The following is a 19,810-nucleotide window of genomic DNA, read 5'->3' on the forward strand; positions in this document are numbered from 1 at the left end:
TAGGGGCAGGGCCGCCGGGGCTCACCACCAGTACTGCGGGTAGCGGGTTCCGGTACGGCGGGCGCGCGAGAGGGCGCAGCCCGCGAGGACGACGAGCAGGGCCGCCCCGGCCAGCAGGGGGACGAAGGTACGCGGGTCCGGCGTCCGCAGGACGATGACGACGGCGGTGGCGCAGGCAGGGGAGTGCGGGGTCCGGGCCACGGTCATCACGGCGAGGGAGAGCCCCGCCGCTACGGCCGCCACCCAGGGCGAGCTGCCGAAGGCGCTGAGCCCCGCGTATCCGACGGCGGCGCACAGCAGGTGGCCCGCGATCACGCTGCGGGGCTGGGCCAGCGGCAGACCGGGCACGCTGTGCACGATCGCCGCCGACGCGGCCAGCGGGGGTATGAGGACCGGTTCGTGGATGGCGGCGCCGATGGCCACCAGGACCAGCATGACGGCGGTGGCACCGCTGACGCTGTGCAGGACGGTACCCGGCGCCGGAGCGGGGGCGCGTCCCACGAGGCGCGACAGTATTCGGCCGCGCGGGGCCGAGCACGGGCGCGGACGCGCCTGCTCGGGGGCGATCTGGTCGGTGCTCAAGGAGATGACGTCTTCGGGGCAGGGCCGGCGGGCATGCGTCCGTCCGGCGGTGAACGGCAGTGCGGGCGGGGGCGGCCGCGAACCCCCAGGATCATACGAAGCCGCCCGAACCGGGCGCCCGCCGGGTCCGCTCCCCGCCGGGGACTGCCGTCAGGAAGCCTCGAACGTCGGGCCGTCACCGGTGATGCGCAGCCGCACGGGGCGGTCGGACACCGGAATGGTGCACCCGTCCCGCGTGCTGCAGCTCGCATAGCCGACCAGCACCGTCGCGTCCCCGTTCCCGTCGGCGCGGACGGGCAGCGTCGTGGTGACCGGGCCGTCGGGGTAGACCGGGACCTGGGCGTCCACGCCGGGCACGCTGATCGACCGTACCTCCGCGGCGGCCTTCAGGCCGCCCTGCGCCTTGAGGGCCCCGGTGACCGCCACGGCGGTCGGCCGGCCGACCCCCTCGATGCCGGTGGCCGGCAGTTCGGTGCTGTAGAGGTGGAAGCCCTTCTTCTCCGGCGTGAACACCGCGGTGAGGGTGCCCTCCGAGGCCTTCCAGTCGGAGACGGACAGCGTGACGGTGACCCCGTTCTCGGAGAAGCGCGTCGTGGGGGCGGCGGCGTCGGCTGCGCCCACGGCGTCCGCGGCGGGCTGCCCGCCGCAGGCCGACACCGCGGCCAAGGAGAGGAGGGCGGCCGCGAGGCGGACCGTGCGGGAGTGCCTCACCTGCGTGGAAACGTTCATCTGTGCCTCTGTGTTGGGTTGCGTGGCGTTGCGTGGCGTTGCGTGGATCGGGTCGGATCGGTTCGGCGGGTCTCAGAGGGCCGTGGTGAAGTTCGCGCTCCACAACTGCATGCTGTACACGATGTCGTTCCACACGCCGGTGGCCAGCAGCCCGCCGACGAGTACGAGCATCCCCCCGCCGGTCCGCAGGACCCACGGGTAGTGGCGCTTGACCAGTCCGAAGGCGCCCAGCGCCCGGCGGAAGGCCAGCGCGGCCAGGACGAACGGCAACCCCAGCCCCAGACAGTAGGCGGCCATCAGCAGGGCCCCGCGGACCGCGCTCGCCTCGGTCCAGGCGAGCGCCTGCACGGCGGCCAGCGTCGGGCCGATGCACGGGGTCCAGCCGACCGCGAACACCGCACCGAGGGCGGGGGCTCCGGCGAGCCCCAGTGCGGGGCGCCGGTGGCTGCGGAACTCCCGCTGGGTGAAGCCCGGCAGGAACCCCATGAAGGACAGCCCCATGAGCACCGTGAGGACGCCGAGCACCTGGGTGACCGTCTCCTGGTGTGCCAGCAGGCTCCTGCCGAAGTAGCCGAACAGGGCGCCGCCGGAGACGAGGACCGCGGTGAAACCCAGGACGAACAGCAGCGCGCCGGTCGCCATCCGGCTGCGGCGCCCGCCGCGCGCGTCCGCCAGATCGGCGACCGACAGGCTGGTCACGTAGCTGAGGTAGCCCGGTACGAGGGGCAGCACGCACGGCGAGAGGAAGGAGACGAGCCCCGCGAGGAACGCCACGGGCGCCGCGATCGCGAGGGTCCCGTTGACGAGGGAGGGGGCGTCCGCGACGGCGAGCGTCCACTGCGCGCCGGCCGTCACGACTCCTCCTCCAGGACGCGTGCGAGCAGGGGCCGCAGCTGCTCGTCGGTGACGGCGCCCCCGATGGCGGCGGCGACGCGCCCGCGGCGGTCGATCACGAGGGTCGAGGGGATCGCCTGCGGGTTGACCAGGGAGGGCGGGAACCGGAGCAGGAGTTCGCCGTCGGGGTCGTGGAGGCTGGGGAACGTCATGTCGTGGGCGCGTACGAAGGAGCGGGCGGCGGCCCGGTCGCGGTCCTGGGTGTTGATCCCGAGGAACCGGACCCCGTCGCCCCGGGTCTGCCGGCTGAGCCGCTCCAGGTCGTCCGCCTCCGCACGGCAGGGGCCGCACCACGAGCCCCAGGCGTTCAGGACGACGACCTGGCCCCGGAAGTCGCCCAGCGAGACCTGCTTCCCGTCCAGGTCGGCACCGGCCAGGGCGGGCGCGTCCTGCCGGGTGCCGGGGTCCATGACCGTCGCGCCGGCCGCGGCGACGATCGCGTTCGGCCGTCCGGCGCGGGCCCCCGCACCGGCGCCGTCGTCCGTCCAGAGGCCGGCGGCGGCCAGCACGGCCGCCACCGCGAGGCCGGCGGCGGGCGGGACGAGGGCGGACGCCCGTACCGGTCGTCTCATGCCGCCCACTTGCGCAGGAAGGAGTTGATGCCCTCCGCGGTCAGCGACGGGTTGCCCGTGACGTGGGTGTCGGTGCGCACCGTGCCGGACGGCGAGACGACGACCAGGACGGGCATCGTGTAGGTGCCGCCCGAGGGGCTGTACTTGCGCAGGAGCGCGGAGTTGGCGGGGCTGTTCCCGCCGATGTCCACCTTGACCAGGTGGTACGAGGCGCCGAGGATCCCGGCGGTCTGCGACTGGGCGAACACCTTGTCGGCGGCCTTGCAGTTGCCGCACCAGTTCGCGCCGAAGTCGAGCAGGACCATCCGCCCGTCGGCCTTGGCCGCGCGCAGCGCCGCGTCGATCTGCTTCTGCGCGTCGGCGGAGCTGTCGTAGCCGGGGCCGGGCACCTTGGCCGGCGCCGGTGCGGCCGACGTACGGGCCGGCTTGGCGGAGCCGCCGCCGGTCGAGCCGGAACCGGACTGTGCCCGCGAGGGGGTCGGCGAGGAGGCCGAGGCGGAGGCGGACGCGGACGGCGGGGCCGACGCGGTCGGGGACGCCGCGGCGGAGGCCGTCGCGGACTGCGACTCGGAGGGGAAGGCCTGCGAGGACTGGCCGGCCGTGGCCGTGGCCGCGGCGGCGGAGCCGGCGGGCTCGGAGGACGGGCCGCAGGCCGCGGTCAGGCCCGCCGCTACGACGGCCGCGGCGACCAGCGGCAGTCGCCTTCCCAGGGGCGCGGCGGAGCGGGGCGACGTCGTACGGCGGTCGGCGCGGACGGGTCGGAGCATGCGAGAACTCATGGCGAAGACACCCCAAGGCACGGTTCGGACTGCGGGATGGGCGGAGCGCCCCCCGGCTCGGTGAAACCGGCGGCCCGACGGTGCGCCGGGGTGTCGTTTCCCCGGTGCCGACGGCCGCTCGGCTGACGCGAGCATAGGACCGCTCGGGGCCCGTGGAACCGCCTCGGCGTGATCATGAGCTTGCCCTAAGGAAGAGCTCACCTTCCGCTTCGCCGGAACCCGGTCCAGGGGCGGACACAAGGTGTTGATCCCTGCGAAAGGGACGAGGGTGGCCGAGCAGTACTCAGAAGGACGATTCGCGGACACTGGCCTTCGCACTCGGATCGATCGTCGCCGTGACGACCGACTTGTGGTCGGAGCTCGTGAACGTGACCGTGAGGGTGCTGTCCGAGGTCTGCGACGTGGAGGCCTTGAAGCCACGGCTGGGGACCGCCGAGATCAGGCACACGCCGCGGCTCCCGTACCGCACCGTCACCTTTCCGCCCTGTGCGGGGACGGTGTACAGGCCCGCTCCGCCCTCCTCGCAGTCGACCTTCCTCGGCGCGGGGGTCCGGGGGGCGCCCGACGTGGCCTTGACGGGCGTGGGGGCGGCAGTGGTGGTGGAGGGGCTCTGCGACGCCGTGGGAGAGGGGCTGGCCGACGCGGTCGGGGAGGGCGTGTCCACGGGCGGGCTGCCCGCCTGCCAGGCGGGAGGCGTGTCGATGACCGTCGGGGCGGACCGTGCGACCGGGGGCGTATGCCGGGTCGAGCCGACCACGAACTGGACCGTCGCGAGCACGGCGGTCACGCTGGCGGCCGTGCACGACAGCCATATGAGCAGGTAGCGCGGAGTTCGGGGCACGGCCCCATAGTGTCCGACGTTCCGGCCGGTCTGTCACCGGCTCCCCCCGAAACGGCGCCGGTCCGGGTGCCGGGCGGGTCGGCGAACGCCGACGTCCCCCCACCCGCGTACGGGTGGGAGGACGTGGCTGTGGGGGGTGGTTCAGGGTGGTTCAGGGAAGGGCGGGGGGCTTTCGCCCCGTAGGCCCTTTGTGTGCGGGGTCGGTTACCTCGGGGCGCCGAAGTTCTGGGTCCACCACGGGCCGCCGTCGCCCTTGTGGACGCCTATGCCGATCTCCTTGAAGGCGCAGTTGAGGATGTTGGCCCGGTGGCCGGAGCTGTTCATCCACGCTTTCATGACGGCGTCCGCGTCGGCCTGCCCGCGGGCTATGTTCTCGCCCAGGTTGGACCACTTGTAGCCGGCGGCCTCCACCCGGCTGGTCATCGTGGACCCGTCCGGTCCGGTGTGCGACATGACGCCGGCGCGGGCCATGGTGTCGCTGTAACCCCGTGCGGCGGCGCTCAGCTTGGGGTTGGAGGTCAGGGCGCCGCATCCGGCGGCCGCCCGCTCCTTGTTGACCAGGGCGAGCACGGCGGACTCGGCGTCCCCGTTGACGGTGCCGCCGCCCCCGCCCGTGCTGCCGCCGGAGCCGCCCGTGCTGCCCGAGCCGCCGCCCGTGGTGGTGGCGGGCTTGCGCGGGGGCTTGGCGGAGGGGGAGGACTCCGACTTGGCCGGGGTGCTGCTCTCCGCCGTCGCGGGGTCCGTGGGCGTGGCGGACGCCGAGGCCGAGGCGTCGGGCGTCGCCGACGCGCTGGCGCTCGTCGTGGTCGGGGCGTCGGTCGTGGGCGGGGCGGCGTCCGGGGTGGGGGTCGCCGTCCCGGAGGACGTGCCGGCGGCGTCGGTGCGCCGGTCGGTACGCGCGTCATCGCCGGAGTCGGCCACCGCGACCCCCACCGCCACCACCGCGGCGGCCGTGGTGACGGACAGCACGATGCGGGTGCGCACCGTCTTCTTCCGCCGGGCCTCGACGCGGGTCTGCGTTTCGGGAGTTCGGCTGCGGCTCATGCCGGTAACACCTCGCAAGAGAAGGGGAGGAGGGGAGTCCGGCTGAGCCTAGGCCGGTGACCAGCGAAAAAGTCCCCCAGGAGGGGTTCTTCAAGTTCCCTTAAGGAAGCCCGCAGGGTCAACACAGGGACGAGTCGGGCAATCGCCTCAACTCGCCCTGGTGCGAGGGACGGTGAGGGCCGTGCCCGTGGCCGTGCCCGTGCCCGCGCACGGCACAAGGAAGCGCCCCGGGGCGGGTGTTGCCCCGGGGCGCGTACGCGTGCGCCTCCCGCAACTATCCGCCGAAGTCGGGCAGGACGAGGGAGCCGTCCTCGGCCAGGGTGAAGCCGGGGTTGTGGGCGATCTCCCATGCGTGGCCGTCGGGGTCGGTGAAGACGCCCGAGTAGAAGCCGATCGCGTTGACCGCGGCCGGCCGGGTGACCGTGCCGCCGGCCGCCGCGGCCGCGTCGAGGACGGCGTCCACCTCGGCGTCGCCGCGCACGTTGTGGGCCAGGGCGATGCCGCCGAAGCCGGTCGGCGGGGTGTCCGGAAGGCCGCAGTCCGCGGCAAGCCTGCGGCGGTCCCACAGGACCAGGGCCAGGCCGCCCGCCTGATGGAAGACCGTCTCCTCGACCTCGGTGCCGCGCCAGCCGAGCGCCGTGTAGAAGCTCTTGGCGCGGGCGAGGTCCGCGACCCCCAGGGTGACCAGGCTGATGCGCTGTTCCATACCGCCACCGTAACGCCCGGGCAGGGGCTTGCTCAGGCGGCGGGCTCTCCCGGCTGGTCGTGTGTCGAGCAGTGGATGCCGCCGCCGCCCGAGGCGATCGTGTCGATGGCGACCGGCACGATGTCCCGCTTGGGGAAGTGCTCCTGAAGGATGCCGCGAGCCCGGTCGTCGGCCTTGCGGTCGCCGAACTTCGGCATGAAGACGGCGTCGTTCGCGATGTAGAAGTTGGCGTAGGTCGACACGAAGTCGTCGCCCTCGCCCGTGATCCTGTTCAGGTCGGGCTGCGGCAGGTCGATGACCTCGAATCGCCTGCCGCGGGCGTCCGTCGCCTTCGACAGGACGGACTTCGCCTGGTCGGCGGAGCGCGACCAGGAGTCGGCCGGGGTGCCGGGGTGCGCGCGGTCCAGCAGGACGACCCCGGGCGCGGCGAAGCGTACGAGGCTGTCGACGTGGGCGTCGGTGATGTCCTCGCCGCGGACGCCGGCCAGCCAGACGACCTTCTGGACGCCCAGGGTCTGCTTGAGCTCCGCCTCGATCACGTCCCGGTTCTTGCCCTGGTTGCGGTTGTCGTTCACGATCGAGCTCTCGGTGACCAGCAGGGTGCCCTCGCCGTCCGTCTCGAAGGAGCCGCCCTCGGCGATCAGCGGTGCCTGGACCCGGGAGATCCCGTACTTCTGGAGCACGGCCCGGGCGACCGACCCGTCGTTCCTGTGCTCCTGCTTGTTGCCCCAGCCGTTGAAGTTGAAGTCGACTCCGACGACCTTGCCGCCCTCCTCCACGAAGACGGGGACCGTGTCGCGGGCCCACAGGTCGTCCACCGCGAGCGGGATGACCTCGACGTCGTTGCCGCAGGCCCGCTGGGCCGCGGCCACCTGGTCGGGGCGGGCCATCATGACGACGGCCTCGTACTTCCCCACGGCCCGGGCGATCCGCGCGATGTCCTCGCGCACGTAGCGCAGGTCCTGCTCCCACACTCCGGCGGCCAGGGCCGGCCAGGCCATGAAGGTGCGGGCGTGGCTCTCCCACTCGGCGCCGAGGCGGCGCCCGTCGGCCGCGGGGGCGGACCCCTTCGTGGCTTCTGGCTGCACTCCGACCACCGAGGGGCCGCAGGCCGAGGCGCCGGCGACGATCGCGCCGATTCCGGCGAGGGTGCGCAGGACGGTCCGGCGGGTGGGGGGAAGGAAGGACACGGGGAACTCCGATCGTGGGCTGGCGGAAGGGGCGCATCCGGCCAGGGCGGGCGCGAGTGTCACGTAGGCCGACAAACCGGGCCCTACGGACAAGGGTGCGCGCTCCGCACCGCGAACGGCCGCTCTGCACGGTGAAGTGATGCGGCCTCGTGTCGCCACTGTGGCACTGACTGGAATTTCAGTCAATTCGGGGGGTGGGAAGAGGAGGAAGCGTGGAGACCCAGGCGGCCCACTTCCACTCCGGTCGCCTCGCGCACCAGGCCGCGGGCGTGCCGGAGGGGGATCAGCCCGCTGAGCCAGCGGACGCTGGGCCCCTCCAGCAGGGCCGTGAGCCGTTCCGCGGCCGCCACGACGGCGCCGTAGGGGGCTGTCGGGCACAGTTGGGCGAGGTGGCCCGCGACCTCGGCCGCCAGGTCCGCCACCCGCAGCCCGCGGACGCCCTGACGCGCGATGACGCGCGGCGCCGGTGAGGATCTCTGTTCTGCGGTCGGTCGCTGCGTGTTTCCCTCCTGGTCGAGTGCGTCTCGCATTGCTACACATTGACTGAAATTTTAGTTAGTGTCACGATGCGTGCAGGTCATTGCCGCATCGTTGCAAGAGCAACCGCATGTCCGAGCATCATCCCGGCGCGCAGCCCGCCCCCACGGCGCTGGCCGCCGACGACCCGTACGAGATCGGCGGCTACCGCCTCCACGTCCGCCTCGGCTCCGGCGGCATGGGGGTGCGGTGGCAGCCGCTGCGCCATGCAGTCCCACCCGGTCGTTCGCGCCCGCCCTCTGATGGCCGCTGCGCCCGTGCGGGCTCGCGGACCCCGCGCCGGGCCGCGCCGGGCCGCGTACGCCGGCGCCGGAACGCCCCGGTAGGGTGCGGTCCATGGCGTCTCGCAGCACTCAGATCCTGGAAGCAGCCGCCCGGGTGATCGCCCGGCGCGGGGTCCGCGGGCTGCGCGTGGAGGAACTCGCGGCTGAGGCGGGCGTGTCGACCGCCCTGATCTACTACCACTTCAAGGATCGCACGGGCGTTCTGCGACAGACCCTCGAGTTCATCAACGACCGTGCCGAGCGCTACACCACGGACCGCGACCCTGACGACCCGCCGCTCACCCCCCGGGAGGAGCTGGAGGAGACCCTGCTCCTGGAACTCCAGGACACCGTGGAGGTACGGGAGAACAGCTCGGCCTGGGGTGAACTGCGGGCGAGCGCCGTCTTCGACGAGGTCCTGCGCGAGGACCTGGCCAGGGCCACCCTGGTCTGGGTCCAGGAGGTCGCCGCGCTGCTGGGCCGGGTCCATCCGATGGCGCCCGCGTCCTCGCTCGCCGCCGCGGCCGAGCGGCTCACCGCCCTGCTCGAAGGGCTCGGCATGCGCTGGCTCAGCGGCGGCATCAGGATCGGTCATGCGCGGGAACTCATGAGCGGCGCCATCGACGCCGAACTGGCCGGTCTCCGCCAGGGCTGAGCCGCCGGCCCGCCCGTCCCCCTTTTCGGCTGCCCGCCGGCCCGCCCCTCGATGCCTAGGCTTTCCCTGCCTCAGCTATTGACTGAATTTTCAGCCAGTGCCGGAGGGAAGGTAAGCCAGAGCCGCCGGCCCGCGACCGCTCGCCCGCCTTCGCGGGGAGGCCCGCCGCGCACTCCTCTCGCCCCCTCGGCCCACCCACACTGCGCGCATCAATCATCGACTGAATTTTGGTGACGAAACAGCGGCGCCAGCGCCGGTACTCCGCCTCCAGGCTCTCCTGAACCCGCTCGTCGTTCAGGACCGAGCAGCTCGACCACCCGCTCGGCCCGCTCGGCGAACGGCCCGGGGGCGGAGACCGCCTCCTCCAGGGGGAGGATCCGCTCCGGGCGGATGTCCGTGACGACCGCCAGCACGAGATCGGTCCTGTCCTGGAAGTGGTAGTGGCACATCCCGTGCGAAACGCCGCACAGCGCGGCCACGTTGCGCGTGGTGAAGCCTTCGCCGAGGCCGCCCCGTGCGAGCGGGGGGAGCGGACGGGTCCGGGGAGTCCCACGCGCATCGACCGCCTCGGCACCGGCGGCGGGATCCACTGCGTCACCCGGCAGCAGCCGGTTCCGCAACCGCCCGCTCCGGCGCGGCACGGACGAGGCCATCGGCGCGCCGGAACCCGGCGGGACCGATGGCCTCGCCGGTTTGACCCGCCGGCGCGCGGCTCGCTTTGATCCCAGGGGCGACACGAGGTCGTCCGTACGGAGAGCGGGGCGGGCTGATCATGGTGGGCGGGCGGTCGCCGGGCCGGCGGTTCGGATGGCTGTGGACCTCGTACGCCGTCAGCACGCTCGGCACCTGGCTCGCCTTCGACGCGTTCCCCCTGATCGCTATCCTCGTGCTGCACGCCGGCACCACCCAGGTGTCCTTGCTGGCAGCCGCGGGGCCTGCGGTCGGCGCGGTGCTGGCGTTCTCGCTCGGGCCGTGGGTGGAGTCCCGTCCCAAGAGGCCGGTGATGGTCGCCATGGACCTGGTCCGGTTCGCGGCGCTGACCAGCGTGCCCGTGGCGTTCGCGCTCGGCGGGCTCACCTTCGCCCAGCTCCTGGTCGTCTCGGTCGTCGTCGGCGCGGCCGGCATCGCCTTCACGGCGGCCGGCGGCGCGTGCCTGAAGGAGATCGTCCCGCCGCAGGACCTGCTCGTCGCGAACGGCCGGTTCGAATCCACGACGTGGACCGCCACCATGCTCGGACCGCCGCTCGGCGGGGCCGCGATCGCCGCCTTCGGGCCGGTTTCGACCGTCATGGCCAACGCGGTCAGCCACCTGCTCTCGGCGGCGGGGATCCGTGCCATCGGGGCACCGGAGCCGCGCCCCGCCCCCGCCGGACCACGGGAACGCGTGCGGGCCGGCGACCTGTTCGAAGGCTGGCGGCACATCCTGACCGACCCCGTGCTGCGCCCGCTGTTCCTCAACTCCGCCCTGGTCAGCGGCCTGGTCATGGCGACCTCGCCGCTGCTGGCCGTCCTCATGCTCGGCCCGCTCGGGTTCGCGCCCTGGCAGTACGGACTCGCCTTCGCCGTACCGTGCGTGGGCGGCCTGATCGGCTCCCGGCTGGCGCCGCGGCTCGTCGAGCGGTTCGGCCGGCACCGGGTCATGCTCGCCGCGGGGGCGCTGCGGGCCTGCTGGCTGCCATGGCTGGCGTTCACCGGATCCGGCACGTCCGGGCTCGTGCTCGTCATGGCCGTCGAATGCGGGCTGATCACCTGCACTGGCGTCTTCAACCCGGTGCTGGCCACCTGTCGGCTGGAGCGGACCCCCGCGGACCGGGCCGCCCGCACCCTGCTCGCCTGGTCGGTCTCCGGCAAGGCCGCCATCGCCGCGCTGACCGCCCTGTGGGGCCTGCTGGCCGTCGTCACGGGCCCGCGCGCCGCGATCGCGGTCGCCGGCGTCCTCGCCATGGCCACCCCGCTGCTGCTGCCGCGATCGCTCCCGGCGGAGCGGGCCACCGTCAGCGGCGGGCCGCGAGGTGGTCGCTGAGGGCCTCCGTGCATCAGGTGCGGGTCGCCCGCAGGACCGCGTCGTGCCGGGTGGGGTTGGGCCGAGCGGTGGGCGAGGTACAGGCCGCGGGCCCGGTCGAGCTCCGCGGCGAACCCGTCGCCGCGCAGGGCGGCGTCCGGGGCCGGCGCGGCCGCCCGGACCAGCGGGGCGATGTCGCGCAGCGCGGGATCGGGTGCGGACGGTGCGGGAGGTGCGGGCGCCGCGGAGAGGTCCGGGTCCAGACCGCGGGCCCGGTCCTGGAACTCCTGCGTGGAGCACGGGGGCATGGCGCTCCGATCCTGCAGGCCCAGCCGCCCGTCGAGCCCGTCGGGCGGCGTGCGGGTCCGCCGCCGTCCCAGCCGGCCGAACCGCGCCTGCGTCGGAGGCGGGGGTGCTCAGGCGTCCGTGAGGGCCGGGCCCGTGCGGCGGGCCAGGGGGTTGCTGCCGATCGAGTTGTGGACGCTGAAGCCCACCGCGTCCGAGCGGTAGCGGTCGTCGGACCATTCGACCGGTCGGCCGTCGCGCGTGGTGGTCATGCGGCGCACCCGCAACAGCGGGCTGGTGCGCCGTACTTCGAGGAGCTCGGCGTCCCGGGCCCCCGCCGCGACCGCGTCGATGAGGTGCTCCCCGTACGCGAACACCAGCCCGGTGTCGTCCAGCAGGCGCTGCGTCACCGACGGGCAGTCGGGCTCGATGCGCTCGACGGCGGGGGCGATCCAGTCGGCGTACACGGTGCGCTCCAGCAGGACGGGCTCGCTGTCCAGCCCGCGCACGCGCAGCACGTGCAGCACGGGTGCGCCGGGCTCCACCTGGAGCCACATGACGTCCCGGTCGGTGGCCGGCCGGTACTCCGACGACACCACCCGGCCGGTCGCCGTACGGCCCATGGCCGCGGCCCACTGGGCGAAGCTGCGCAGCTCGGCGAAGCTCTGGCTGCGGCGGCTGGCCAGCACCACGCGCCGGGCGCCCTGCCGGGACCCGATCAGGCCCTCGGCGGTCAGGGCGAGCACGGCCTGGCGGACGGTGCCGCGGGAGACCCCGAAGCGCGCCGCCAGCTCGGTCTCGGCGGGCAGGAGCGCCCCCACCGCGTACTCCTCGCGGTCGATCGCCCGCCGCAGTTCCTCGGCGATCTCCTCGTGCCGGGCCTTCATCGGCTGTGCCCCCGTACCTCGTCGTGAACGCCGAATGTGCGCAATGCGCGTGACGCGTAAAGCGTAAGCGCAGGGCCGCGCGGACCGAAACATGGGGAGAGTGTCCAGGTTATTGGCCTGAATCCGTCGCCCTCCGTTCACCGGAAGGTCATGGATGCCGGGCCTACTGAGGCCAACTTGTTCAGACAAGTTGGCCTCGGAGCGTTCGAGTCCGCCGTACCCCTCCCACCCTCCCCGCGCTCCCTCGCGCAACCTCCCAGGAGAGACCGTGTCCCTGCCGAGAAACGCCGCCCTCGCCGGCTGCCTCGCCGTCGTCGCCGCCCTCACCCTCACCGCCTGCGGCGCCGCCCCCGAGAAGGCCGACAACAAGACCGCCACCGGCAAGGACGCCGCCACCGCGACCTCCGCGGCGGACTTCGGCGGCATGGACGCCCTCGTCGAGGCCGCCAAGAAGGAAGGCGCCCTGCACGCGATGGCCCTGCCCCGCGACTGGGCCAACTACGGCGCCCTCATCGACGGCTTCACCCAGAAGTACGGCATCAAGGTCGAGGTGGAGAACCCCGACGGCAGCAGCCAGGACGAGATCAACGCCGTCACCAGCCGCAAGGGCCAGGACCGCGCCCCCGACGTCCTCGACCTCGGCACCTCCTTCGCCGTCAGCGGCGCCCAGCAGGACCTGTTCGCCCCCTACAAGGTCGCCGCCTACGGCGACATCCCCTCGGCGCAGCGGGACGACCAGGCACGCTGGTACAACGACTACGGCGGCTACATCTCCATCGGCTGCGACGCGAGCCGCGTCAAGAACTGCCCCGCCACCTTCAAGGACCTCCTCAAGCCCGAGTACAAGGGCCAGGTCGCGCTCAACGGCAACCCCACCAAGTCCGGCTCCGCCTTCGGCGGCGTCTACGCGGCCGCGCTCGCGAACGGCGGTTCCCTCGACGACATCCAGCCCGGCATCGACTTCTTCGGGCAGCTGAAGAAGAACGGCAACTACACGCCCGTCGAGTCCACCCCGGCCACCGTCGAGAAGGGCGAGACGCCCATCAGCATCGACTGGGACTACCTGAACGCCGGCTACGCCGACCAGTTCAAGGGCAAGGGCGTCGACTGGAAGGTCGCCGTCCCCGAGGACGGCAAGTACGCGCAGTTCTACGCCCAGGCCATCAACAAGGACGCCCCGCACCCCGCCGCCGCCCGGCTGTGGCAGGAGTGGCTCTACAGCGCCGAAGGCCAGAACCTGTGGCTGAAGGGCTACGCCCGCCCGGTGCTCATGAGCGCCATGGAAGGGGCCGCCACCCTCGACAAGGCCGCCGCCGCCAAGCTCCCGCAGGTCAGCGGCACCCCGACCTTCCCCACGGAGGCCCAGCAGACCAAGGCCAAGGGCGTCCTCGCCCAGAGCTGGGGCAAGGCGGTCGCCGGCTGACCGCCGGACCGCCCACCGACACGACCTCCATGATCACCGACATGACCCCACCCCGCACGGCGGCCGCCGCCCCGGCGGCCCCGGCCGCCCCCGCCGCCCGGACCGGGCGGCGGGCCCGCCGCTCCGGCGCACTCGCCGTCGTCCCCCTGCTGCTGTTCACCGCGATCGCCTTCGGCCTGCCAGCCGCCGCCATGCTCGACGGCGCCTTCACCACCCGGGACCCGGCCACCGGCGCCGCCTCGTACGGCCTCGGCAACCTGACCGCCTCCTGGCAGGGCGCCTACCTCACCGCCCTCGTCGGCAGCGTGAAACTGTCCGCCACCTCCGCGGTCCTCGCCACCCTCCTCGGCCTCCTCCTCGCCCAGGCGGTCGTCACCTCCCCCCTGCGGGCCCTGCGCGAAGCCGTCCTGACCGCCTCCGGCGTCCTCGCCAACTTCGGCGGCGTCCCCCTCGCCTTCGCCTTCGTCGCCACCCTCGGCAACTCGGGCGTCCTCACCCGCGAGCTGGGCCTGGCCGACACCGGCTGGAACCTCTACAGCTTCTGGGGCCTGGTCCTCGTCTACCTGTACTTCCTCGTCCCCCTCATGGTCCTCACCATCACCCCCGCCCTGGACGGGCTGCGCACCCAGTGGCGGGAGGCCGCCCAGAACAACGGCGCCACCCACCGCCAGTACTGGCAGCACGTCGCCCTGCCCGTCCTCGCCCCCTCCCTCCTCGGCGGCCTCGTGCTCCTCTTCGGCAGCGCCTTCGCCGCGTACGCCACCGCCGCCGCGATGGTCGGCAGCTCGGTCCCGCTCGTCACGCTCCAGATCGCCGACGCGATCTCCGGCAACGTGCTCATCGGGCAGGAGAACGTGGCCCTCGCCCTCAGCCTCGACATGGTCCTCGTCGCGGGCCTGGTGATGGCGGTCTACCTGCCCCTGCAACGACGGAGCGCCCGATGGCTCGCCTGACCGCCCGCCCGACCCCGGCCCCCTGGCGCGCTCTCGTCCTCGCCACCGCGGCCCTGTACTTCCTGGTGCCGCTCGCCGCCTCCGTCGTCTTCACCGTCGACGTGCCCGGCCAGGGCGTGAACCTCGACGCCTACACCCGCATCCTGGACACCGAGGGCTTCCTGCCCAGCCTGCTCCTCTCCCTCGAACTCTCGGCCGCCACCATCGCGGTGGTCCTGCTGCTCATGGTTCCCGCCACGGTGGCACTCCGGCTGACCGCGTCGAAGCTGCGGCCCGTCGTCGAGGTCGTGTGTTCGCTGCCGCTCGTCGTCCCGCCCATCGCCTTCGTCGCCGGCGTCGGCACCGTCCTGAAGTGGGGGCCCGAACGCCTCTCCCGCACCCCGCTCTTCCAGACGTTCGTCGCCGTCCAGAACCCGGACTTCCCCCTCGTCCTGGTCCTCGCCTACGCCGTGATGGCGCTGCCGTTCGCCTACCGGGCCCTGGACGCGGGACTGCGCGCCATCGACGTCCGCACCCTCGTCGAGGCGGCCCGCTCGTGCGGCGCGAGCCTGCCGCACGCCCTGCTGCGCGCCGTACTGCCGAACCTGCGCGGAGCCCTCCTGAGCGCCTCCTTCCTCACCCTCGCCCTGGTCCTCGGCGAGTTCACCACCGCCCAGCTCCTCGGCTTCCGGCCGTTCGCCGTCTGGATCGTCAACATCAGCGGCTCGCAGGCCCAGATGTCCGTGGCCGTCTCCGTCATGAGCCTGCTGGTGACCTGGCTGCTGCTCCTGCTCCTCGCCGGCTTCGGCAGCCGCCGCGCCCCTTCCTCGACCACCGACCGGAAATGACACCCCTCATGAGCCTCACCGCACCCGCGCCGGCCGCGCACGGCACGCCCGCACCGTCCGACGCGGCCACCGTCGAACTGCGCGGCCTGCGCCGGGCCTTCGGCACCACCACCGCCCTCGACGGACTCGACCTCACCGTGCGCCCCGGTGAACTCCTGGCCCTGCTCGGCCCGTCCGGCTGCGGCAAGACCACCGCGCTGCGCATGCTGGCGGGCTTCGAACACCCCGACGCCGGGGAGATCCTCGTCGACGGCAAGGACGTCACCGCGGTCCCCGCACACCGCCGCGACGCAGGCATGGTCTTCCAGTCCTACTCCCTCTTCCCGCACCTGAGCGCCCTCGACAACGTGGCGTTCGGCCTGCGGATGCGCCGGGTCCGCACCGCCGAGCGGCGCGCCCGCGCCGGGGAACTGCTCGAACTCGTCGGCCTCGCCGACAAGGGCGGCCGCTTCCCCCACGAGCTCTCCGGCGGACAGCAGCAGCGCATCGCGCTCGCCCGCGCCCTCGCCCTGCGCCCGCGGGTCCTGCTCCTGGACGAGCCGCTGTCCGCCCTCGACGCCAAGGTGCGCCTGACGCTGCGCGAGGAGATCCGCCGCCTCCAGCAGGAACTGGGCATCACCACCCTCTTCATCACCCACGACCAGGAGGAGGCGCTGTCCATGGCCGACCGCGTGGCGGTCATGCGCGCCGGCCGCCTGGAGCAGTGCGCGGAGCCGGCGGAGCTGTACGCCCGCCCCGCCACCCCCTTCGTCGCGGAGTTCGTGGGCACGATGAGCCGCATCCCGGGCCGGCTCCTCGCCTCCGGCGCGACCGTCGCGGTCCTGGGCCGCCACCTCGCCGTCGACGGCACCCCGCCGAGCGCCGGGGACGGCGCCGACGGCGCCGACGTCGACGTCCTCGTACGGCCCGAGTCGCTCGGGGTCACCGCTGACGCGGCCGGGGAAGGCCGGGTCCTCGGCACCTCGTTCCTGGGCGCCACCGTCCGCGTGTCCGTGGCCCTGGCCGACGGCACCCCGGTCAAGGCCGACGTTCCCGCACACGACGCGGGCCACCTGGCCGTCGGCACGCCCGTCCGCCTGTCGCTGCCGGACCGTCCGGTCCTGGTGGCCCCGCGCGCGAGCTGACCGCGGGGACCGGCGCCCCGGGCCGTGCCCGCGGCCGCCCGGCCGCGCCGCGGGAACGCGCGCTGAAGGCACGACACCCCGGCTGCCGTGCCGTCCGCGCAGCCACCTCCCCCCGGGTCCCACCACCGCCGCCCGGGTCCGCCCGTACCGCGGCCGCCCCGGCCGCAACCCCACCACCCGCACCGGAAAGAGACCTCGTTCGTGACGCCCTCGCACTCTCCCGCCCCGACCCCGCTGCAAGCCGTCCTCTTCGACATGGACGGCACCCTCGTCGACACCGAGCAGCTCTGGTGGGACACCGTGGCGGAGGCGGCCGAGCGGCTCGGGCACGTCCTCGTCGAGGCCGACCAGCCGGACGTGCTCGGCCGGCCCGTGGAGCACACCGCCGGTGTCCTCGCCGCCCGCAGCGGCGCCCCCGCCGCCGCGATCGCCGCCGAGCTGCACCGGGCGTTCGCCGACCGGGTCCGCACCCGGGTCGTACCCCGGCCCGGCGCGCTGGCCCTGCTCGGCGCACTGCGTGCCGAGGGCGTCCCCACCGCCCTCGTCACGGCCTCCCCCCGGGAGGTCGCGGAGACCGTCGTGGCCGCCCTCGCGGAGGCCGGCCACGGCGGTTTCACGGTCACCGTCACGGCCGACGACACCGCGCTCACCAAGCCGAACCCCGACCCCTACCTCGCGGCCTGCCGCGCGCTGCGGGTCCCGCCCGCCGCCTGCGTGGCCGTCGAGGACACCCCCACCGGCGTCGCCTCGGCCGAAGCCGCCGGCTGCCAGGTTCTCGCCGTGCCCTCCGTCGCCAGGATCGACCCGGCCCCGGGCCGCACCGTGCTGGACTCCCTGGAACAGGCCACCCCGGACCGGCTGCGGGCCCTGGTCGCCGACGCACCGGCGCCCCGGTTCCTCGTCCCCGGGCTCACCACCCGCCGCGCCCGCGCCGGCCGGCCCTTCACCGCCCGTGTGGCGGGCCTGCTCCGCGGCGCGGCCCGTCCCGTGACCTTCGCCGCCGCCGACCGCCCCGACTGGCTCACGGTCCACGCCGACGGCACCCTCAGCGGCACCCCCTCGCCGCTGCCGGGCCCGGACACCGCCGACGTCGCCGTCGCCGAGGTCACCGCGGTCGACGCGCACGGCGCCACCGCCCACCTCACCGTCCGCATCCCCGTGGCGGCCGCGGACGCGCCCGCGCTCGACCGGGTCCGGGTGATGAGCTGGAACCTGTGGCTCGGGGGCAGCCCCGTCGACGACCACCGCGACAAGCAGCTGGCCGTGCTCCTCGCCGCGGACGTCGACGTCGTCGGCCTCCAGGAGACCGCCGTGCACGCCGCGCCCGAACTCGCCGACGCGCTCGGCTGGTTCCACCACAGCGCCGGGGAGAACCTCGCGGTCCTCAGCCGCCACCCCCTCGTGGAAACCCTCGGCGACCCCGGAGCCGGCTTCTACGGGGCCACCGGCGCCCGGATCCGGCTCGACGAGCACCCCGACGGCGCCCCGCACGAGCTGGTGCTGTGGAGCGCCCACCTCAACTACACGCCGTACGGGCCCTACGACGCCTGCTTCGGCGGTCTCGCCGCGCCCGAACTGGCCGACCGCGAAAGGCAGTCGGGGCGGGTCGGCGAGATCGACGGGATCCTGGCCGGGATGGCGCCGGACCTGGCCGCGGCCGACCGTACGCCGGTCCTGCTCGTCGGAGACTTCAACGCCCCCTCGCACCTGGACTGGACGGCCGCGGCCGCCCCGCTGCACGGCGGGCGCGGTCCGGTGGACTGGCCGGTCTCCCGCGCCGTGGAACGGGCCGGGCTGCGCGACTCCTACCGCGAGGCGCACCCGGACCCGGTGGCGGCTCCCGGAACCACCTGGTCGCCCGTCCACCCGCGGCACGAGGACGGCAGCGGCCGCCCGGAACCGCAGGACCGCATCGACTTCGTGCTCCACACCGGCGACCGCCTCACCGTCCTGGACTCCATCGCCCTGGCCACGGGCCGCATCGCGCCCTGGCCGGACGTCGCGGCCAACGACTGGCCCTCCGACCACGCGGCGGTGGTCACCACTTTCCGCTTCGCCTGACGGGTGCGGAGGGCGGCCGCGCCCTCCGCCGGGTCACCCCCACCGCCCGGCGACGGCCGCCCGGGGATCGGCGTCCGGGTCGTCACCGGCCCAGGCCACGTGGCCGTCGGGACGGATCAGCGCGGCCGCCACCCCCGCCCAGTCCGCGTGCGGTGCGGAGAGCGGCCCGCGGTGGTGGGTGACGCCCTCGGCCGGAGCGGTCCCGCCGGCCAGGTCCAGCAGCACGTGGCGGCCGGTCCGCAGGAGCGTGAACAGCCCGGTGTCGCCGAGCCGGAGGTCGGGCGCGCGGGTGCCTGCGAGCCGGTGGCCGCCCTCGGCGGCCGGGTAGGCGACCGACAGCGCCGACAACCGCTCCGCCAGGGTGCGCGACAGCTCCGGCAGGTCGGCGATGAGCCCGCTCAGTAGGGCTCTCAGCGCCTGTCCTTCGGGGGAGTGGCCGGTCATCAGCGCGGTCTGCGCGCGGGTCGACGCCAGCAGCTCGGCGCCGACCGGGTGGCGTTCGTCGTGGTAGGTGTCGAGCAGGGCGTCGGGCGCCTCGCCCCTGACCACGGCGGCCAGCTTCCAGCCCAGGTTGGCGGCGTCCTGGACGCCTGCGTTGAGGCCGACGCCGCCGGTCGGGAAGTGCATGTGCGCGGCGTCTCCGGCGAGCAGCACCCGGCCGCTGCGGTAGCGCTCGGCCTGCCGGGTGGCATTGCCGAAGCGGGAGAGCCAGCGCGGGTCGCGCAGGCCGTAGTCGCCTCCGGAGATCGCCACCACCTTGGCCCGCAGCTCGTCGAGGGTCAGCGCGCCGGGCCGGTCGGGGCCGGCGCCGTCCGGGTCCCCGCCGACGATCCGGTGCACACCGCCCGGCAGCGGTACCACCATCAGGCCGCCGGCCGGCCCGGAGATGCTGACCGGGCCCGGCGGCGGCGCGTCCAGCACGACGTCGCCGAGCCAGCCCCAGGTGGTGGCCTCCGTACCGGGGAAGGCGATGCCGGCGGCGCCCCGTACGACGCTGCGCGTGCCGTCGCAGCCCACGACGTGAGTGGCCCGTACCGGGGGCCGCCCGGCGATCTCGACCGTGACGGCTGATGCGTCCTGGGTGAGGCCGGTGACGCGGTGGCCCCGCAGGATCCGGGCTCCGGCGGCGCGCGCGTGCTCCTCCAGCAGCGCCTCCGTACGGGCCTGCGGCAGGGCCAGCGTGAAGGGGAACGGCGTGTCGAGCACGCCGAAGTCCATCCGGTCGTCCAGACCGCCGAAGTGGCCGTCCGGGATGCGGCGGCCCTCGTCCAGGAACCTCTCCACGATGCCGCGGCACGCCAGCAGTTCCAGGGTGCGGGGATGCACGGTGAGGGCCTTGGAATGCGGATCCGGCTCCTCCCGGTCCTCCAGCACGGTCACTTCGGCCCCGCCCAGCCGCAGTTCTGCCGCCAGCCACAGGCCGACGGGCCCGGCTCCGACGATGACGATCATCGAC

General features: G+C 74.2%; 21 protein-coding genes. 7 read left to right on the plus strand and 14 right to left on the minus strand.

Annotated elements, in window-relative coordinates:
• Positions 1–21: 21 nt before the first annotated feature.
• The 11 genes from OHA91_RS32185 to OHA91_RS32235 all read right to left on the minus strand — a co-directional run bounded on the left by OHA91_RS32185 (position 22) and on the right by OHA91_RS32235 (position 8,082).
• On the minus strand, positions 22–582 hold the full coding sequence (locus OHA91_RS32185) for an HPP family protein (protein ID WP_051893645.1): 561 nt from the start codon (positions 580–582) through the stop codon (positions 22–24).
• A 150-nt stretch (positions 583–732) separates the two neighbouring features.
• Positions 733–1,311 carry a hypothetical protein gene (locus OHA91_RS32190; RefSeq protein ID WP_031156482.1) on the minus strand — a complete coding sequence of 193 codons (579 nt, stop codon included), beginning with the start codon at positions 1,309–1,311 and terminating at the stop codon, positions 733–735.
• 72 nt (positions 1,312–1,383) lie between these two features.
• Positions 1,384–2,166 (minus strand): cytochrome c biogenesis CcdA family protein, encoded by a 783-nt coding sequence (locus OHA91_RS32195; protein ID WP_031156484.1) that lies wholly within the window; start codon positions 2,164–2,166, stop codon positions 1,384–1,386.
• Positions 2,163–2,777 carry a TlpA family protein disulfide reductase gene (locus OHA91_RS32200; protein ID WP_031156485.1) on the minus strand — a complete coding sequence of 205 codons (615 nt, stop codon included), beginning with the start codon at positions 2,775–2,777 and terminating at the stop codon, positions 2,163–2,165. Before OHA91_RS32200 ends, OHA91_RS32195 begins: the two co-directional genes overlap by 4 nt.
• Positions 2,774–3,544, minus strand: a complete 771-nt coding sequence (locus tag OHA91_RS32205; RefSeq protein WP_051893653.1) for a thioredoxin family protein — start codon at positions 3,542–3,544, stop codon at positions 2,774–2,776. Before OHA91_RS32205 ends, OHA91_RS32200 begins: the two co-directional genes overlap by 4 nt.
• A 295-nt stretch (positions 3,545–3,839) precedes the next feature.
• Positions 3,840–4,397 carry a RodZ family helix-turn-helix domain-containing protein gene (locus OHA91_RS32210; protein WP_245240250.1) on the minus strand — a complete coding sequence of 186 codons (558 nt, stop codon included), beginning with the start codon at positions 4,395–4,397 and terminating at the stop codon, positions 3,840–3,842.
• Positions 4,398–4,601: 204 nt separating this feature from the next.
• The gene (locus OHA91_RS32215; protein ID WP_328740509.1) at positions 4,602–5,441 is read right to left on the minus strand and encodes a CAP domain-containing protein; all 840 of its coding nucleotides are present in this window, start codon (positions 5,439–5,441) and stop codon (positions 4,602–4,604) included.
• 274 nt (positions 5,442–5,715) lie between these two features.
• The gene (locus OHA91_RS32220) at positions 5,716–6,147 is read right to left on the minus strand and encodes a VOC family protein (RefSeq protein WP_031156489.1); all 432 of its coding nucleotides are present in this window, start codon (positions 6,145–6,147) and stop codon (positions 5,716–5,718) included.
• Between the two features lie 32 nt (positions 6,148–6,179).
• Positions 6,180–7,337 (minus strand): agmatine deiminase family protein, encoded by a 1,158-nt coding sequence (locus OHA91_RS32225; RefSeq protein WP_328740510.1) that lies wholly within the window; start codon positions 7,335–7,337, stop codon positions 6,180–6,182.
• A 182-nt stretch (positions 7,338–7,519) separates the two neighbouring features.
• Positions 7,520–7,867, minus strand: coding sequence for a hypothetical protein (locus OHA91_RS32230; RefSeq protein WP_266503492.1), 348 nt, complete (start codon positions 7,865–7,867; stop codon positions 7,520–7,522).
• A gap of 47 nt (positions 7,868–7,914) precedes the next feature.
• Positions 7,915–8,082: a hypothetical protein gene (locus OHA91_RS32235; protein ID WP_158714882.1), complete on the minus strand. Its 168-nt coding sequence runs from the start codon at positions 8,080–8,082 to the stop codon at positions 7,915–7,917.
• 128 nt (positions 8,083–8,210) lie between these two features.
• On the opposite strand from OHA91_RS32235, the gene OHA91_RS32240 reads away from it, so the two are divergent.
• A complete protein-coding gene (locus tag OHA91_RS32240) occupies positions 8,211–8,792 on the plus strand; it encodes a TetR/AcrR family transcriptional regulator (protein ID WP_031156492.1) in 582 nt (193 codons plus the stop codon).
• Between the two features lie 209 nt (positions 8,793–9,001).
• Here OHA91_RS32240 and OHA91_RS32245 read toward each other — a convergent pair whose 3' ends face one another.
• Positions 9,002–9,382: a TetR/AcrR family transcriptional regulator gene (locus OHA91_RS32245; RefSeq protein WP_031156493.1), complete on the minus strand. Its 381-nt coding sequence runs from the start codon at positions 9,380–9,382 to the stop codon at positions 9,002–9,004.
• 182 nt (positions 9,383–9,564) lie between these two features.
• On the opposite strand from OHA91_RS32245, the gene OHA91_RS32250 reads away from it, so the two are divergent.
• Positions 9,565–10,815 carry an MFS transporter gene (locus tag OHA91_RS32250; RefSeq protein WP_031156495.1) on the plus strand — a complete coding sequence of 417 codons (1,251 nt, stop codon included), beginning with the start codon at positions 9,565–9,567 and terminating at the stop codon, positions 10,813–10,815.
• A gap of 395 nt (positions 10,816–11,210) precedes the next feature.
• Here OHA91_RS32250 and OHA91_RS32255 read toward each other — a convergent pair whose 3' ends face one another.
• Positions 11,211–11,966, minus strand: a complete 756-nt coding sequence (locus OHA91_RS32255; protein WP_031156496.1) for a GntR family transcriptional regulator — start codon at positions 11,964–11,966, stop codon at positions 11,211–11,213.
• A gap of 274 nt (positions 11,967–12,240) precedes the next feature.
• Between OHA91_RS32255 and OHA91_RS32260 the strand changes: the two genes are divergently transcribed.
• The 5 genes from OHA91_RS32260 to OHA91_RS32280 all read left to right on the plus strand — a co-directional run bounded on the left by OHA91_RS32260 (position 12,241) and on the right by OHA91_RS32280 (position 18,354).
• Complete coding sequence (locus OHA91_RS32260) at positions 12,241–13,389, plus strand: ABC transporter substrate-binding protein (protein WP_266504282.1); 1,149 nt, start codon at positions 12,241–12,243, stop codon at positions 13,387–13,389.
• 41 nt (positions 13,390–13,430) lie between these two features.
• A complete protein-coding gene (locus tag OHA91_RS32265; RefSeq protein ID WP_328740511.1) occupies positions 13,431–14,342 on the plus strand; it encodes an ABC transporter permease in 912 nt (303 codons plus the stop codon).
• Positions 14,330–15,169 (plus strand): ABC transporter permease, encoded by an 840-nt coding sequence (locus OHA91_RS32270; protein WP_328740513.1) that lies wholly within the window; start codon positions 14,330–14,332, stop codon positions 15,167–15,169. The genes OHA91_RS32265 and OHA91_RS32270 overlap by 13 nt, the downstream gene beginning before the upstream one ends.
• A gap of 8 nt (positions 15,170–15,177) precedes the next feature.
• The gene (locus OHA91_RS32275) at positions 15,178–16,293 is read left to right on the plus strand and encodes an ABC transporter ATP-binding protein (protein WP_328740514.1); all 1,116 of its coding nucleotides are present in this window, start codon (positions 15,178–15,180) and stop codon (positions 16,291–16,293) included.
• 201 nt (positions 16,294–16,494) lie between these two features.
• Entirely contained in the window at positions 16,495–18,354 is a 1,860-nt protein-coding gene (locus OHA91_RS32280; RefSeq protein WP_328740515.1) for an HAD-IA family hydrolase, read from the plus strand.
• Positions 18,355–18,387: 33 nt separating this feature from the next.
• Here OHA91_RS32280 and OHA91_RS32285 read toward each other — a convergent pair whose 3' ends face one another.
• Positions 18,388–19,806 (minus strand): FAD-dependent monooxygenase, encoded by a 1,419-nt coding sequence (locus OHA91_RS32285; protein ID WP_031156507.1) that lies wholly within the window; start codon positions 19,804–19,806, stop codon positions 18,388–18,390.
• Positions 19,807–19,810: the final 4 nt, after the last annotated feature.

Origin of the sequence: Streptomyces erythrochromogenes, assembly GCF_036170895.1 — a bacterium.
Classification (GTDB): domain Bacteria; phylum Actinomycetota; class Actinomycetes; order Streptomycetales; family Streptomycetaceae; genus Streptomyces; species Streptomyces erythrochromogenes.

Bases quoted from the DNA above. Each gene is read 5' to 3' on its own strand.
- OHA91_RS32275 (WP_328740514.1), top strand. From the start codon at position 15,178: ATGAGCCTCACCGCACCCGCGCCGGCCGCGCACGGCACGCCCGCACCG.
- OHA91_RS32270 (WP_328740513.1), top strand. From the start codon at position 14,330: ATGGCTCGCCTGACCGCCCGCCCGACCCCGGCCCCCTGGCGCGCTCTC.
- OHA91_RS32265 (WP_328740511.1), top strand. From the start codon at position 13,431: ATGACCCCACCCCGCACGGCGGCCGCCGCCCCGGCGGCCCCGGCCGCC.
- OHA91_RS32220 (WP_031156489.1), bottom strand. From the start codon at position 6,147: ATGGAACAGCGCATCAGCCTGGTCACCCTGGGGGTCGCGGACCTCGCC.
- OHA91_RS32250 (WP_031156495.1), top strand. From the start codon at position 9,565: ATGGTGGGCGGGCGGTCGCCGGGCCGGCGGTTCGGATGGCTGTGGACC.
- OHA91_RS32215 (WP_328740509.1), bottom strand. From the start codon at position 5,441: ATGAGCCGCAGCCGAACTCCCGAAACGCAGACCCGCGTCGAGGCCCGG.
- OHA91_RS32235 (WP_158714882.1), bottom strand. From the start codon at position 8,082: ATGGCGCAGCGGCTGCCACCGCACCCCCATGCCGCCGGAGCCGAGGCG.
- OHA91_RS32285 (WP_031156507.1), bottom strand. From the start codon at position 19,806: ATGATCGTCATCGTCGGAGCCGGGCCCGTCGGCCTGTGGCTGGCGGCA.
- OHA91_RS32190 (WP_031156482.1), bottom strand. From the start codon at position 1,311: ATGAACGTTTCCACGCAGGTGAGGCACTCCCGCACGGTCCGCCTCGCG.
- OHA91_RS32230 (WP_266503492.1), bottom strand. From the start codon at position 7,867: ATGCGAGACGCACTCGACCAGGAGGGAAACACGCAGCGACCGACCGCA.
- OHA91_RS32205 (WP_051893653.1), bottom strand. From the start codon at position 3,544: ATGCTCCGACCCGTCCGCGCCGACCGCCGTACGACGTCGCCCCGCTCC.
- OHA91_RS32240 (WP_031156492.1), top strand. From the start codon at position 8,211: ATGGCGTCTCGCAGCACTCAGATCCTGGAAGCAGCCGCCCGGGTGATC.
- OHA91_RS32200 (WP_031156485.1), bottom strand. From the start codon at position 2,777: ATGAGACGACCGGTACGGGCGTCCGCCCTCGTCCCGCCCGCCGCCGGC.
- OHA91_RS32255 (WP_031156496.1), bottom strand. From the start codon at position 11,966: ATGAAGGCCCGGCACGAGGAGATCGCCGAGGAACTGCGGCGGGCGATC.